Annotated in this window: 13 protein-coding genes and 1 riboswitch; of the genes, 6 read left to right on the forward strand and 7 right to left on the reverse strand. The window is 61.0% G+C overall.

Features of this window, described 5'->3' with window-relative positions; genetic code table 11:
- Positions 1–2: 2 nt before the first annotated feature.
- The 6 genes from ACR0DO_RS07855 to cysQ form a co-directional block, all read right to left on the reverse strand.
- Positions 3–1,703 (reverse strand): DUF5927 domain-containing protein, encoded by a 1,701-nt coding sequence (locus ACR0DO_RS07855; protein ID WP_480557688.1) that lies wholly within the window; start codon positions 1,701–1,703, stop codon positions 3–5.
- The gene (locus ACR0DO_RS07860; protein ID WP_480558167.1) at positions 1,700–2,686 is read right to left on the reverse strand and encodes a glycosyltransferase family 2 protein; all 987 of its coding nucleotides are present in this window, start codon (positions 2,684–2,686) and stop codon (positions 1,700–1,702) included. The genes ACR0DO_RS07855 and ACR0DO_RS07860 overlap by 4 nt, the downstream gene beginning before the upstream one ends.
- A 166-nt stretch (positions 2,687–2,852) precedes the next feature.
- Positions 2,853–3,890 (reverse strand): glycosyltransferase family 2 protein, encoded by a 1,038-nt coding sequence (locus ACR0DO_RS07865; RefSeq protein ID WP_480557690.1) that lies wholly within the window; start codon positions 3,888–3,890, stop codon positions 2,853–2,855.
- A gap of 7 nt (positions 3,891–3,897) precedes the next feature.
- Positions 3,898–4,881 (reverse strand): UDP-glucose 4-epimerase GalE, encoded by a 984-nt coding sequence (galE, locus tag ACR0DO_RS07870; protein ID WP_480557692.1) that lies wholly within the window; start codon positions 4,879–4,881, stop codon positions 3,898–3,900.
- Between the two features lie 66 nt (positions 4,882–4,947).
- Positions 4,948–5,748, reverse strand: coding sequence for a 3-deoxy-manno-octulosonate cytidylyltransferase family protein (locus ACR0DO_RS07875; RefSeq protein WP_170444649.1), 801 nt, complete (start codon positions 5,746–5,748; stop codon positions 4,948–4,950).
- Positions 5,748–6,545 (reverse strand): 3'(2'),5'-bisphosphate nucleotidase CysQ, encoded by a 798-nt coding sequence (cysQ, locus tag ACR0DO_RS07880; protein WP_480557694.1) that lies wholly within the window; start codon positions 6,543–6,545, stop codon positions 5,748–5,750. Before cysQ ends, ACR0DO_RS07875 begins: the two co-directional genes overlap by 1 nt.
- A 122-nt stretch (positions 6,546–6,667) precedes the next feature.
- Here cysQ and ACR0DO_RS07885 point away from each other — a divergent pair, with 122 nt between their 5' ends.
- Positions 6,668–7,489, forward strand: coding sequence for an ABC-2 transporter permease (locus ACR0DO_RS07885; protein ID WP_170444642.1), 822 nt, complete (start codon positions 6,668–6,670; stop codon positions 7,487–7,489).
- Here the strand turns inward: ACR0DO_RS07885 and ACR0DO_RS07890 are convergent.
- Positions 7,486–8,088 carry an alpha-ketoglutarate-dependent dioxygenase AlkB family protein gene (locus tag ACR0DO_RS07890; RefSeq protein WP_480557697.1) on the reverse strand — a complete coding sequence of 201 codons (603 nt, stop codon included), beginning with the start codon at positions 8,086–8,088 and terminating at the stop codon, positions 7,486–7,488. The genes ACR0DO_RS07885 and ACR0DO_RS07890 overlap by 4 nt on opposite strands.
- Before the next feature lie 213 nt (positions 8,089–8,301).
- Between ACR0DO_RS07890 and dnaK the strand changes: the two genes are divergently transcribed.
- The 5 genes from dnaK (at position 8,302) to thiS (ending at position 13,825) form a co-directional block, all read left to right on the forward strand.
- The gene (gene dnaK, locus ACR0DO_RS07895; RefSeq protein ID WP_480557699.1) at positions 8,302–10,212 is read left to right on the forward strand and encodes a molecular chaperone DnaK; all 1,911 of its coding nucleotides are present in this window, start codon (positions 8,302–8,304) and stop codon (positions 10,210–10,212) included.
- A gap of 74 nt (positions 10,213–10,286) precedes the next feature.
- The gene (gene dnaJ / locus ACR0DO_RS07900) at positions 10,287–11,441 is read left to right on the forward strand and encodes a molecular chaperone DnaJ (protein ID WP_480557701.1); all 1,155 of its coding nucleotides are present in this window, start codon (positions 10,287–10,289) and stop codon (positions 11,439–11,441) included.
- 276 nt (positions 11,442–11,717) lie between these two features.
- Positions 11,718–11,824: riboswitch (TPP riboswitch) on the forward strand.
- A 45-nt stretch (positions 11,825–11,869) separates the two neighbouring features.
- The gene (gene thiD / locus ACR0DO_RS07905; protein WP_480557703.1) at positions 11,870–12,673 is read left to right on the forward strand and encodes a bifunctional hydroxymethylpyrimidine kinase/phosphomethylpyrimidine kinase; all 804 of its coding nucleotides are present in this window, start codon (positions 11,870–11,872) and stop codon (positions 12,671–12,673) included.
- Complete coding sequence (locus tag ACR0DO_RS07910) at positions 12,670–13,647, forward strand: FAD-dependent oxidoreductase (RefSeq protein ID WP_480557705.1); 978 nt, start codon at positions 12,670–12,672, stop codon at positions 13,645–13,647. Before thiD ends, ACR0DO_RS07910 begins: the two co-directional genes overlap by 4 nt.
- Positions 13,631–13,825, forward strand: a complete 195-nt coding sequence (gene thiS / locus ACR0DO_RS07915; protein WP_480557707.1) for a sulfur carrier protein ThiS — start codon at positions 13,631–13,633, stop codon at positions 13,823–13,825. Before ACR0DO_RS07910 ends, thiS begins: the two co-directional genes overlap by 17 nt.

A 13,825-nucleotide genomic window follows, 5' to 3' on the forward strand; every position in this document is an offset into this window, starting at 1 on the left:
GGCTATTGCACCAGATAGGGTTTCTTGAACGGCCGGCTGCGCGCGCCAAACACGTCATCGGAGGGAAAATCGCCCATCAGATAGGGATGCATACCCTGGTTCTTGAGGTTTTGCAGGAACTTGCCGAAGCCCGAAAGATCCACCATCACCGGCGCTTCGGTCAGATGGCTGGCGCGCGGGGTGCCGATTTCTTCGATCACCGTCTGCAGGGGCTCCATCGGAGATTCGACAAACTCTGCCAGCGACCAGGTGCGCACCTGTGCCTTGGTCCAGACCGAGTTCAGAACCTCAAGCTGTTTGGTTTCGATCTGCTGCAGGCGGGCGGCCTCGTTGCGGATATCGGCAAAGTTCCTGTTCGATCGAAACAGCGGGATCGCCCAGGCGCCGGTGATGACCGAGATCTGCGCGTTCCTGTCGCGGGCCAGAAACCAGTTGATCTGCTGGGTGTCCGCCGGGCCGAACTGAAAGCACTGCCGCTCGCCTCGCGTGTTCCAGATCAGGTTCGAGACAAAGGCCGTCGGATTGTAATCCCGCAGAACGGCGCAATCGCTAAGGGCCCCGTTGGTGATCGTTTCGCCGTCGGCAAATTCGGCACGCTCGGGGCCGAACAGATGTCCATGCACCCGCGCGCCGATGGTTTCCGCCAGCCACGGCTCGAACCCTTCGAACAGTTCGGCAAAGCCCTGAAACACCGAATAGGGGAATGAGGTCAGCCCGTTTTCGCTGCCGTGGCGGGGAAAGCGGCTTTGCATATACAGCCCGTCGCGCCCGCGGGTCCGACGCTCGACCGCTTTCGAGAATACGCGGTCGATCTTGCCCGGATTGGGCTCGGCCGGTCGCATGGCGCTGTTCTGATCGGTCAGAAAGGATTGATACAGCCGGTCCGCGTGCGGCCAGATTTTCCGCGCCACGAAACAGTCGGACCGCCGCAGCAGCTGCAGATGGTCGTCATAGAAGATATGCGGCCGCCCCTGATAGTCGAATTTGGACAGGGTCAGGGACCGGCTCTCGATATGGGTGGAATACAGCCGCGCCAGCGTCTGGAAATAGCTTTCATCCGGAATCCAGACACGCCGGAAATAGCGGTCATAGGTCTGTCGCCTGGGGTCCTGCAGAATGGCCGAGAGGGTCTGGCGGGTCAGGCACCACCACTGGCTGCCCATATGGGGCACCAGCCCGTCGGGGATTTTGCGGCGCATGCCGGTGGCGCGCTGCAGCTTCACATAGGCATCGAACAATTTGCGGTTCTTGCGCCAGGAAAACGGAAACCGCAGGGTGAACCGTTCATGATCCAGCCCGCCAATGGTCCAGCTGACATCGGCGGTGGTGGCGCTTTCGATGAAATCGACGCGGGGCCGGTCCGCAAGATATCCGGTCAGTTCCTCCACCGGGCGCAACGGCAGGCAGGCGCCCGAAGACAGATAGACATGATGCACGTCCGGAAAGGTGTTCAGCATCAATTCCGCTGCGGATTGCGACGCGGCAACGATGCCCCACCCACCCCATTCGCAGACATGGCGGTCGGAAAACCGGATCAGAGGATCGTCGGCGCAAGAGGTGACGAATTCGGAATAGACCCGAGCGGGTACTTTGCGGTCCACATGGATCACCACCGGGCATCCCGCACCGGTCCAGTGCCGCGCCACCTGTCCGGCCCGGTGCAGCGCCGTGTGGACCAGCATGATGACGCCCAGGCGGCTCATGCCCAGTTTCCTTTAGACATCATGCCCAGAATCTCAAGCTGTCGCCAGTTGATGAATTTCTCGGACCGGTCGCACCAGAATACCGGCTGATCCTCCAATCCCTCGGCATAGGCCCGGTATTCGCCCGAGCGGCGGAAATGTTGGCGGCGCAGCATCTCTTCCCGGGCTTTTTCGCCCAGCGTGCTGATCAGCTTGGCGTGCAGCAATGCGCCGCTGGTCTTTTCGCCGCCCCATTCGTCATAGACCTGGTTCAACCCGCGCGGCAGCAGCGAATGGGTCGAGCTGACATAGACATAGCGCCGGTCCCATTTGACCAGCGGGATCTTGTTCAGCGCCGGCGCCTTCGAGGGGGCGTCGCGGAAAAACACACGGGCGCGCGGGCCGCCCTGAATCCACAGGTTCCCGTAATCCGGGTTCTTCGTGATCATGTAGTTGCCGGAATCGAACCAGCGGGCGATCTGGAAAGGGTCCTGCCCCTCGCGATAAGGTTCCGCGTCCACTGGCCCCTGCGGGTACATGTCGATCAGCATGGTGCCGAAACTGCGCACCGCACAGCCGTCCAGCCAGTCGGTCAGGGCGCGGATCGGGCGGGTGTCGCAGAACGGGTAGATGAAGAACTCATCCGGATCGACGGTCAGAACCCAATGCCCATGCGCGTATTTGCGCAACAGATAGTTCGACCAGTCCAGCCCGAACGAGGCCCGTTTGTAGCTGGCCTGTGCGTGCCAGACCGAGGCGTCGGACTGACTGGCCAGATACTCGCGCGAGCCGTCATCGCTGTCATTGTCGACGAACAGAAAATGGGTGATGCCCAGCTTGCGGTAATAGTCCAAAAAATAGGGCAGGCGGATTTTTTCGTTCCGCAGCACACTCATCAACAACACGTCGCCGCGTCGGATATTGGCGGTCTTGTCGGTTACCGGCGTCAGCTGCCGCCGTTTCAGCAGGCAACGCGCAAGGCGACGCTTGCGCCGCAATCTCATCCGGTATGAATCCAACAGGCTCACGCGGTTGCTCTGCCCTTTTTGTTACGCGAGCATGCCCGGGGGCTGGATGATCCAGAGTGGTGCCGGGCAATTGCCGATTTATGCCACCTTTGCATCTTTCGTGGCAACGCCTTTAAAAGTCGTTAGTCACATATGCGGCTTTTCAGCAAACTTTCCCCATCAGCCCCAACTGCTGCAGCTGTTCCCACCCCTCATAGCGGACCGATCGGGCGGTCCACATGTCGGGGCCGTTGGCGATGGAATCATAATAGGTCGCAAACTGGTCGGGATCGTGGAAATGCTGGCGCCGCGCTTTCTCGGATTTCGACTTGCCCACCACCTCCGGCAGGAATTTGGTGTGCAGCAGCACGCCCGCCGGGATCGCACCGTCCGGCCCGTCATAGGCCGCGTTCAGATTCCGGGGCAGGGCGGAATGGCACGAGTTCACAAAGGCATAGCGCCGCGACCACCGGACCAGAGGGATTTTGTTCAGCGTCGGTGAGTGACGCGGTCGATCGGCAAAGAACATACGTTCGCGCGCGCCGCCCTGTACCCACAGATTGCCCAGCGGGCTTTGCCGCTGTGCCCGATAGGGGCCGGGATCGAACCAGTTCAGAACCTCGGTCGGGTCGGTCTCGGGGTCATAGCTTTGCATGCCCAGCGGGCCTTTGGGATAGAGGTCCAGCATCAGCGCGCCAAAACCGGTGCGGCCTTGCTGGTCCAGCTCGGCGGTCAGGTTCTGCAGGGATTTGCTGTCGTGCTCGGGATAGATCAGCAGCTCATCGGCATCCACCATCAGGGTCCAGTGACCGGACCCATAGCGCATTTGCAGCCAGGTCAGCCAATCCAGCCCGTATCGTGCGGCGCGATAGCTGGCGGGGGTCTGCCACAGCGACACATCCGGTTGATCGCGCAGAAACTCGACCGAGCCGTCGTCGCTGCCATTGTCCACGATCAGAAAATGATCGACACCCAGCGCGCGGTAATGGCGGAAGAACCATGGCAGACGGGTGATTTCGTTGCGCAGCGTGGTGAAGGCCAAAATGGCACCGGGCCTGATCTGCGTGGTCTGATCCTGAAGGCAAGTCAGTTGGTGGCGGCTGCGAAAGGATCGCCACAGCAACCGCCGTCGTTTCAGCCGCAACCGGTACTGCTGCACCCATCCGATGGGGGGAAGCGTATCGGTTGCGGTGTGCATCATCTGAGGCTCACTTCTCGTAATTGCCGCTCTGGTGCCAGCGCCAGGCATCGCCGATCATCGTCTCAAGCGTAGACCTTTTCGGGGTCCAGCCCAACTCGTCCCCGGCGCGGACCGAGCCCGAGACCAGCTTGGTGCAATCTCCGGCGCGGCGGGGGCCGATGGAATAGGGGACCTCGCGGTTGGTGACGGCTTTGGAATGGCCAATCACCTCCATCACCGAAAAGCCCGAGCCGGTGCCCAGATTGAACACCCGGCTGCCCTTGCCCTGTTCCAGCCAGTTCAGGCCCAGCACATGTGCGTCGACCAGATCGCAGACATGCACATAGTCACGGATACAGGTGCCGTCCGGCGTGTCGTAGTCGGTGCCGAACACGGTCAGCCCGGCGCGCTTGCCGTCGATGGCGTCCAGCATCAGCGGCACCAGATGGGTCTCGGGACGGTGGAATTCGCCCACCTCGCCCTCCGGATCGGCCCCGGCGACGTTGAAATAGCGGAAGATCACGTGGTTCAGCCCATGCGCGGCCTGGAAATCGCGCAGGATATCCTCGATGGCTCGTTTCGAGGCACCATAGGCGTTCAGCGGTTCCTGCGGCGTGTCTTCGTCCAGCACCACATTGTCATGCTCGCCATAGGTGGCGCAGGTCGATGAGAACACGAAGTTCAGGCAGCCCGCGGCGACGGCGGCCTCGATCAGGGACAGCGATCCGGCGACGTTGTTGGACCAGTATTTGCCGGGTTCCGACATCGCCTCACCGACCTGGCTGAGGGCGGCGAAATGCATCACGGCGGCGGGTTTGTATTTGGCAAAGACCTCGTCCAACCGGGCGCGGTCCAGCAGGTCGCCCTGCTCGAACGGACCGAATTTCACTGCGTCCTGCCAGCCGGTGACCAGATTGTCGTAGGTCACAGGCGTATAGCCAGATTGCGCCAGCGCCTTGCACGCGTGCGATCCGATATATCCAGCGCCGCCGGTTACAAGAATGTTGGTCATTTATTCTTCCAGACTAAAAATGTGCACGGACCTGCCGTCAGGCTTGCGTCGGTTGGGGCGAAGACCTCACTCCAACCCCATTGCGGCCATCATTTCCTCGAGCTTGGGCACGTCCTGCGGGTTGTTCAACTCCCAGAACTGGCGGCCTTTGGCCTCGACCTCGACGCACAGAACGGTGCGGCCGTTCTCCATGAAGCGCAGCTGTTCCAGCCCTTCCAGCTTTTCCAGCGGGCCAGCGGGCCATGCGGGATATGCGGCCAGCGCATCGGGTCGATAGGCATAGACGCCAACATGGTGGAAAACCGGGGTCGCGTCGTCTCCGCCATAGGTTTCGGCGGTATAGGGGACGACCTCTTTCGAGAAATACAGGGCGCTGTTGTCGGCGGCGAAAACGGCCGTGGTGCCACCGACACGCCCGTTCTTGCGGTCGTTCAGCAGGCTGTTCAGGGCGTCGCCGTCGCAGCGCAGAACCGGCGTGGCCACACCGGCATCGGGGGCCGCGCGCAGACCGGCAACCAGATCTTCGACAAACCAGTGCGGGGTCAGCGGCGCGTCGCCCTGCAGGTTGACCACGATGTCATACCCTGCGCCCAGCACCTCATGGGCTTCGGCGCAGCGTTCGGTGCCATTGCCGCAGGTTTCCGAGGTCATCACCACCTCGGCGCCGAATCCTTCGGCCACCTCGCGGATGCGGTCGTCATCGGTGGCGACAACCACCTTGTCGACGCCCGAAACCGAACAGGCCGCGCGCCAGGACCGTTCAATCAGGGTCATGGCGTTGCCAGTGGCGCCGGTCAGCGGCACCAGCGGTTTGCCCGGGTAGCGGGTCGAGGCGTAGCGGGCGGGAATGGCGATCAGAACAGACATCAGGCCTCCTTCAGCTCAACGCCCGGAGCGTAGGCGATAAAGAACGGGTTTGCATAGCCGTCCTTGCCATAGGTCAGCGGTTCGTGGTTGTCGAACCGGATCACCTTGCCGCCGGCACCGGCCAGAACGGCGTGGCCTGCGGCGGTGTCCCATTCCATCGTGCGGCCGACGCGGGGATACAGATCCGCTTCGCCGGTGGCGACCAGGCAGAACTTCAGCGACGATCCCGCGCTCTTGCTGTCCTGCACCTGGTACTTGTTGATGTAATCTTCGGTCGCCTGATCCCGGTGTGATTTGGACGCCACGATCAACAGCGCGGAATTGTCCGGTTCAGAGACTGAAATCGGCGTCACATCCCCGGCCTGTGCCTTGTCCAGCGCTCCGGTTTCCTCGACCGCCTGACCATCGGCCTGGGTATAGAACATCCGCCCCTTGGCCGGAGCGTACACTACGCCGCGGGTCGGAACGCCATTTTCCACCAGCGCGATGTTCACGGTGAAATCGCCGCGGCGGTTGATGAATTCCTTGGTGCCGTCCAGCGGGTCGACGATCAGGAACGTATCACCCTTTTCCGAATGCGAGTCGGCCTGTTCCTCGGTCACCAGCAGAATGTCGGGAAAGGCATCGCGCAGACCGGCCGAGATCAGGGCATCTGCGGCCTCATCCGCTTCGGTCACGGGGCTGGCGTCGGATTTGACTTTGACGTCGAAATCATCCGAATTGTAAATCTCCATGATCTTGTCGCCCGCTTCCAGGGCCAGACGTCGAATGACGGGAATGAGGGCGTCGTAGGTCACAAAAATGCTCCGTTCCTGTGATTTGTTGATCGAATATCCTGACGGCCTTATGATGTGCCGGTTACGGATCGGCAAGAAATTCGTGGCAGATTGCAGGCGAAAAAACGGGAAAGACGCTTCGGGTGTATTATTTCAAGCGAAACCGGACACTACTGGGCGGCGCGTTCACAACCGCCGAGCTTATTTTCCATGCGGTTGTCCGCAGCGTGCGATCACAGCATCACAACGCCGTGCTGGCGATCCTGATCAATATCCTGCAAGTGCTGGCGCTGGTGGCCGTGTTTTACACGATCATGTCCTTCCTGGGTCCGCGCATTGCCAGAATCCGCGGAGAGTTTGTTCTGTATCTTCTGTCCGGCGTGTTTTTGTTCCTGACGCATATCAGATCGGTCGGCATTGTGGCGGGGGTCAGTACCGGGGGTAATCCGATGATGCTGCACTCGCCGATGAACATGATGGTCATGTTGCTGGCGACCGCCTTCGGTGCGCTTTATACGCAGGTTGTCACGATCATCGTGATCCTGTTTCTCTACAGTGTCACAGTAGCCCCGCTCGAGATTCAGGACCCCGGCGGCGCGTTTGCGATGTTGATACTGGCCTGGTTTACCGGCTGTTCCGTTGGCGTGGTGTTCATGGCCCTGAAACCCTGGTTGCCGACGGTTTCCACGATTCTGAACAACATATATCGGCGTCTGAACATGATTTTTTCGGGAAAGATGTTCGTCGCCAACGCGCTGGGCGGTGCCACGCTGGCCATGTTTGCGTGGAACCCGCTGTTTCACATCATCGACCAGTGCCGGGGCTTCGTGTTCCGCAACTACTATCCGCGCAACACCAGTTGGGAATATGCGCTTTGGGTGGGGGTTGCGCTGTTGCTGATCGGGCTGCTTGGTATCTTCTTCTCGCGCCAGCACGTATCGCAAAGCTGGAGCGCGCGCCGCTAGCCTGCCACCCGCAGGGTCAGGTTGATCCGACCGCCCTTGGGCAGCAGTTTCGAGGACCCGAACCGGATACGGTCGATCCCGTGATAGGTCAGCCGGGCCGGACCGCCCATGATCACCACATCGCCCGAGCTCAGCCAGATCGACTCGGTCTTGCCGCCGCGGGTCTGGTTGCCAATGCGAAACAGCGCGTCATCGCCTAGCGAGATTGACAGCACGGGCCAGGAAAAATCGGCCTCGTCCTTGTCCTGATGCAGCCCCATCCGGGCGCCTTCGCCGTAATAGTTGATCAGACAGCAGTCCGGGTCTCGATCCGGGCTGGCCAGATCCCGCCAGATATCCAGCACAGCATCAGGGATCGCGGGCCAGTCGGCCCCCTTGGGATGCTGCGGCTGGTACCTGTACCCGGCCTTGTCGGTCACCCAGCCCAAAGATCCGGCCGAGGTCATGCGCACCGACATCGCCTTGCCCGACGGTGTCACCGGCCGGAACAAAGGGGCGGATTTCAGAATCGGGCGCAAAAGCTCGATCAGCTGCGCCTGTGCAGAGGCATCCAGCCAGGCTTTTCTGATATCAAATCCGCGCAAAAACAGCCGCGCCATTCAAGATTCCCCAATCCTTGCCAAAACCTTGCCAAAAAAGGCGCCAGATTCCCGAAAACCTGCGTTTTACAACGCTTGCAGGCCTCTCATCCCGCCCTTATATACGCCGGGACGCGCGATGGTGTAGGGCCGTTCGCGCATATCAGATCGGGGCCGGGTGCCATAACGGGTCCGGACCTCGGACATCGCCTTGAAGAGAAAGGGATTGAACATATGGGAAAAGTAATCGGGATTGACCTCGGAACCACCAACTCGTGTGTGGCCATCATGGACGGCTCGCAGCCGAAGGTCATCGAAAACGCCGAAGGGGCGCGGACCACGCCCTCGATCGTCGCCTTCACCGAAGATGAGCGTCTGGTCGGTCAGCCTGCAAAACGTCAGGCGGTCACCAACCCCGACAACACGATCTTTGGCGTCAAGCGTCTGATCGGTCGTCGTGTGGATGATGCAGAAGTCGAAAAAGACAAGAAAATGGTGCCGTACGCCATCGTCGATGGCGGCAACGGCGACGCCTGGGTCGAAGCCCGCGGCGAAAAGTACTCCCCAAGCCAGATCTCGGCCTTCACTCTGGGCAAGATGAAGGAAACCGCCGAGAGCTATCTGGGTGAGGAAGTCACGCAGGCGGTTATCACCGTTCCGGCCTACTTCAACGACGCACAGCGTCAGGCCACCAAAGACGCCGGTAAGATCGCCGGTCTGGAAGTGCTGCGGATCATCAACGAACCGACAGCTGCCGCTCTGGCCTATGGTCTGGACAAGGAAGAGACCCAAACCATCGCGGTTTATGACCTTGGTGGCGGTACCTTCGACGTGACCATTCTGGAAATCGACGACGGCCTGTTCGAGGTCAAATCGACCAACGGCGACACCTTCCTGGGTGGTGAAGACTTTGACATGCGCATCGTCAACTACCTGGCGGACGAGTTCAAAAAGGAACACGGCGTCGACCTGTCTGCCGACAAGATGGCTCTGCAGCGTCTGAAAGAAGCCGCCGAGAAAGCCAAGATCGAACTCAGCTCGACCTCGCAGACCGAAATCAACCAGCCGTTCATCTCGATGGGTTCGAACGGTCAGCCGCTGCACATGGTCATGAAACTGACCCGTGCCAAGCTGGAATCGCTGGTGTCGGACCTGATCAAGAAGTCGATGAAGCCCTGCCAGGCTGCTCTGAAAGACGCCGGTCTGTCGGCGGGTGACATTGACGAGGTTGTTCTGGTCGGTGGTATGACCCGGATGCCGAAAGTCATCGAAGAGGTCACCAAGTTCTTCGGCAAAGAGCCGCACAAGGGTGTGAACCCGGACGAAGTGGTCGCCATGGGCGCCGCCATTCAGGCCGGTGTTCTGCAGGGCGACGTCAAAGACGTGGTTCTGCTGGACGTGACCCCGCTGTCGCTGGGTATCGAAACGCTGGGTGGCGTGTTCACCCGCCTGATCGACCGCAACACCACGATCCCGACGAAAAAGTCTCAGGTTTTCTCGACCGCCGAAGACAACCAGAACGCCGTGACCATCCGCGTGTTCCAGGGTGAGCGTGAAATGGCTGCGGACAACAAGATTCTGGGTCAGTTCAACCTCGAAGACATCCCGCCCGCGCCGCGCGGTATGCCTCAGATCGAGGTGACCTTCGACATCGACGCCAACGGTATTGTCTCGGTTTCGGCCAAGGACAAAGGCACCGGCAAAGAGCAGAAGATCACCATCCAGGCCTCGGGTGGTCTGTCGGATGACGATATCGAAAAGATGGTCAAGGACGCCGAAGAGAACGCGGAAGCCGACAAGGAACGCCGCGAGCTGGTCGACGCCAAGAACCAGGCGGAAAGCCTGATCCACTCGACCGAGAAGTCGATGGAAGAGCACGCCGACAAGGTCGACCCGACCACCATCGAAGCTATCGAGCTGGCGATTGCCGCGCTGAAGGACGAGCTGGAAACCGAAAATGCCGACAAGATCAAGTCGGGCATCCAGAACGTCACCGAAGCCGCGATGAAGCTGGGCGAAGCCATCTACAAGGCGCAAGCCGATGAGGCCGAGGATGAGCCCGCGGCGGCGGATGCCGCTCCGGCTGGTGATGACGACATTGTCGACGCCGAGTTCGAAGACCTGGACGAAGACAAGCGTAACTAACGGGTAACCGGGCCAATGCGGGCCGGTCCGGTTGCCGGGCCGGCCCGATTACGTTGAGGCAGAAGGAAACACTGATGTCAAAACGCGACTACTACGATGTGCTCGGCGTGTCCAAGGGCGCATCGGCGGACGAGATCAAGAAGGGCTTTCGCACGAAAGCCAAGGAATTGCATCCCGACCGCAACAAGGACAACCCGGACGCCGAGGCCCAGTTCAAGGAAGCGAACGAAGCCTATGACGTGCTGCGCGATGCCGACAAAAAGGCCGCTTATGACCGTTTTGGCCATGCTGCCTTTGAAAACGGCATGGGCGGTGGCGGAGGTCGTCCCGGTGGCGGCTTTGGTCAGGGCGATTTTTCCAGCGCGTTCTCGGATGTGTTCGACGATCTGTTTGGCGATTTCATGGGTGGCCAGCGCGGTGGCGCCGGTGGCGGCCGTCGTGCCGCGCGCGGGTCCGACCTGCGCTATAACCTGCGTGTGACGCTGGAAGAGGCGTTCTCGGGCCTGCAGAAAACCATCAGCGTGCCTGCGGCCGTGGCCTGTTCGGCCTGTGACGGTTCGGGTGCCGAAGGCGGCGTGGAGCCGACCACCTGCCCGACCTGTTCAGGCATGGGCAAGGTCCGCGCGCAGCAGGGATTTTTCACCGTCGAACGCAGTTGTCCTACCTGTTCGGGTCTGGGCCAGATCATCAAGAACCCCTGTAAATCCTGCGGTGGCGCAGGCCGCGTGGAAAAAGAACGCGCCCTGTCCGTGAACATCCCTGCCGGTGTCGAAACCGGCACCCGTATCCGTTTAGCAGGCGAGGGTGAGGCCGGGATGCGCGGTGGCCCTCCGGGTGATCTGTATATCTTTGTCGAAGTGTCCGATCACAAACTGTTCGAGCGCGATAGTGTAAACCTCTATTGCCGCGTGCCGGTCAGCATGGCCAAAGCCGCGCTGGGCGGATCGATCGAAGTGCCCACCATCGACGGTGGGCGCGGTCGCGTGCAGATACCGGCCGGCAGCCAATCGGGCCGTCAGATGCGTCTGCGCGGCAAGGGTATGCCTGCCCTGCGCGGTGGCGGTGTTGGTGACATGTTCATCGAACTGGCCGTGGAAACACCGGTCAACCTGACCAGCCGCCAGAAAGAACTTCTGAAAGAGTTCGATGATCTGGGTGAAGATAACCATCCGGAATCAAATAGCTTTTTCTCATCCGTCAAGTCCTTCTGGGACGGGATGAAAGGCTGATACAACAAAACAGGCCGCACCGATTGGGGCGGCCTTTCGCTTAAGGGGGCTCTGCCCCCGCCGCCCTTTGGGCGACTCCCCCGGGATATTTATAGACAGATGAAGCAGGGGATCCGGACTTCATCTGTCTGAAAATATCCCGGAGCGCGAGGCAGAGCCTCGCTAAATTCCTTCAATTCATTGCGCGCGTATAGGTTGGTCTTATTTACCTGCCGGATGTGGTCTTACGATCCGAAGATTGCCGCTTGATTTTCTCCCCCTTGCCTGAGATTGTCCGCCCAACCGTTGGGGTGCCCCGATCAAGGGGCTGAGAGGCGTGAATGCGCTAACCCATCGAACCTGATCCGGGCAATACCGGCGTAGGGAACGGTCGTATACACTACAGACGTTTTCCATGCTGCGTTGCCCATTGATGATGGAGCAACGATATGGCGCATATTGCCCTGACTATTGCGGGCTCGGACAGTGGCGGCGGGGCCGGGATACAGGCGGATCTCAAGGCGATGTCCGCATTGGGCGTATACGGCGCCAGCGTGATCACGGCGGTGACGGCGCAGAATACCCGGGCCGTGACAGCGGTGCATGGGATTCCGCTGGATGTGGTGTCCGCCCAGATCGAGGCGGTTCTGACCGATCTGGACGTCGGTGCGATCAAGATCGGGATGCTGGCGACACCAGAGATCATACAGACGGTTGCGGACTCTATTGCCCGGTTTGATGGCCCGGTTGTGCTGGACCCGGTGATGATTGCCAAATCCGGGGATGCATTGCTGGCGCAGGACGCGGTGCAGACCTTGCGCGATATTCTTGTACCACAAGCTACGTTGCTGACCCCGAACCTGCCCGAGGCCGCCTGTTTGTTGGAGAGTGCCGAGGCCGAAACGTCTGACCAGATGGTTGCGCAAGGGCTGGCCTTGTGCGGGCTGGGTGCAGGTTCGGTGCTGATGAAAGGGGGACATGGCCGCGGGGATGTCTGCCGTGACATGCTGGTCGATGCCGCTGGTCTGGTGGCCGAGTTCACCGCCCCCCGACGCGAGACGCGAAACACGCATGGTACAGGGTGCACCTTGTCGTCGTCGGTTGCGGCGGGGCTGGCTCGGGGGCTTGGCCTGATTGATGCCGCTGCGCAGGCGCATGACTACCTGCAGGGGGCGATCGCCCGGGCGGACGGTTTGATGATCGGGCAGGGGCACGGGCCGGTGCATCACTTCCACCGGGTCTGGCCCGCGTGACGGTCTGGTCGGTCATAGGGTCCGGGGTGGCCGGATTGGCAGTGGCCAGCGAGCTTGTCTCGCGGGGCGCCAAGGTTCAGGTTTTTGATCCCGCAGGCCCTCCGGGTCCGCATGGGTGTTCCTGGTGGGCGGGCGGCATGCTGGCCCCGTGGTGTGAGTATGAAAACGCCGAGGAACCTGTGCTGCGGTTGGGGCAAGCTGCATTGGATTGGTGGGCGGCGCGCACGCCAGTGGAGCGGCAGGGAACGCTGGTTGTGGCCAACCCGCGCGATCTGCCTGATCTGCGCCGGTTTGCCCGCCGGACTGAGGGGTACAGCGAGGTCACTCAACCCGAAATCGCTCAATTAGAGCCTGATTTGCACGGATTCGCCAAGGGTCTTCATTTCACGAATGAAGCCCATCTGGACCCACGCCGGGCCTTGCGGGACCTTCATGGGCAACTGCTGGACCAGGGCGTCGAATTCCACCGCAAACTTGCCCCTTCACGGCTTGAAAATGCAATTGACTGCCGGGGTTTGCACGCCCGCGAGGTGCTGCATGATCTGCGCGGCGTGAAGGGTGAGATGCTGGTGATCCGCTGCCCGGACGTGACCCTGACCCGGCCCGTGCGTCTGCTGCACCCGAGGATGCCGCTTTACATCGTGCCGCGCGGGGACGGCGTCTACATGCTGGGCGCGACGATGATCGAAAGCGAGGACAGCAGCCGCATCACCGCGCGGTCGATGCTGGAACTGCTCAGCGCCGCTTATGCGCTGAACCCTGCTTTTGGTGAGGCCGAAGTGTTGGAGATTGGCGTCGATCTGCGCCCGGCCTTTCCCGACAACCTGCCGCGTATTCGACGGCTGGGGCGCACGATCTATGCCAATGGCCTCTATCGCCACGGCTATCTGCTGGCCCCGGCGCTGGCGCAGGGCGTGGCGGATCTGGCGCTGGACAACAAACATTCGGAGATGGTCGATGAAGATCGTGCTTAATGGCGAACCGCGCGAAGTGCGGGCTGAAACTCTTACGGAGCTGCTGGTCGAATGCGGATTCTCGGGGCGGGTGGCAACGGCCGTGAATGAGGATTTCGTGCCCTTGGGTCTGCGCATGGCCCACACATTGACCGACGGCGACCGGATCGAAGTTGTCGCGCCGATGCAGGGGGGCTGA

It is taken from the genome of Ruegeria sp. AM9, assembly GCF_056540565.1.

What these genes read in the sequence shown, in the direction of transcription:
- ACR0DO_RS07855 (WP_480557688.1), bottom strand. Translation starts at nt 1,703, where the DNA reads ATGAGCCGCCTGGGCGTCATCATGCTGGTCCACACGGCGCTGCACCGG.
- ACR0DO_RS07860 (WP_480558167.1), bottom strand. Translation starts at nt 2,686, where the DNA reads ATGAGATTGCGGCGCAAGCGTCGCCTTGCGCGTTGCCTGCTGAAACGG.
- ACR0DO_RS07865 (WP_480557690.1), bottom strand. Translation starts at nt 3,890, where the DNA reads ATGATGCACACCGCAACCGATACGCTTCCCCCCATCGGATGGGTGCAG.
- galE (WP_480557692.1), bottom strand. Translation starts at nt 4,881, where the DNA reads ATGACCAACATTCTTGTAACCGGCGGCGCTGGATATATCGGATCGCAC.
- ACR0DO_RS07875 (WP_170444649.1), bottom strand. Translation starts at nt 5,748, where the DNA reads ATGTCTGTTCTGATCGCCATTCCCGCCCGCTACGCCTCGACCCGCTAC.
- ACR0DO_RS07890 (WP_480557697.1), bottom strand. Translation starts at nt 8,088, where the DNA reads ATGGCGCGGCTGTTTTTGCGCGGATTTGATATCAGAAAAGCCTGGCTG.
- dnaK (WP_480557699.1), top strand. Translation starts at nt 8,302, where the DNA reads ATGGGAAAAGTAATCGGGATTGACCTCGGAACCACCAACTCGTGTGTG.
- dnaJ (WP_480557701.1), top strand. Translation starts at nt 10,287, where the DNA reads ATGTCAAAACGCGACTACTACGATGTGCTCGGCGTGTCCAAGGGCGCA.
- thiD (WP_480557703.1), top strand. Translation starts at nt 11,870, where the DNA reads ATGGCGCATATTGCCCTGACTATTGCGGGCTCGGACAGTGGCGGCGGG.
- thiS (WP_480557707.1), top strand. Translation starts at nt 13,631, where the DNA reads ATGAAGATCGTGCTTAATGGCGAACCGCGCGAAGTGCGGGCTGAAACT.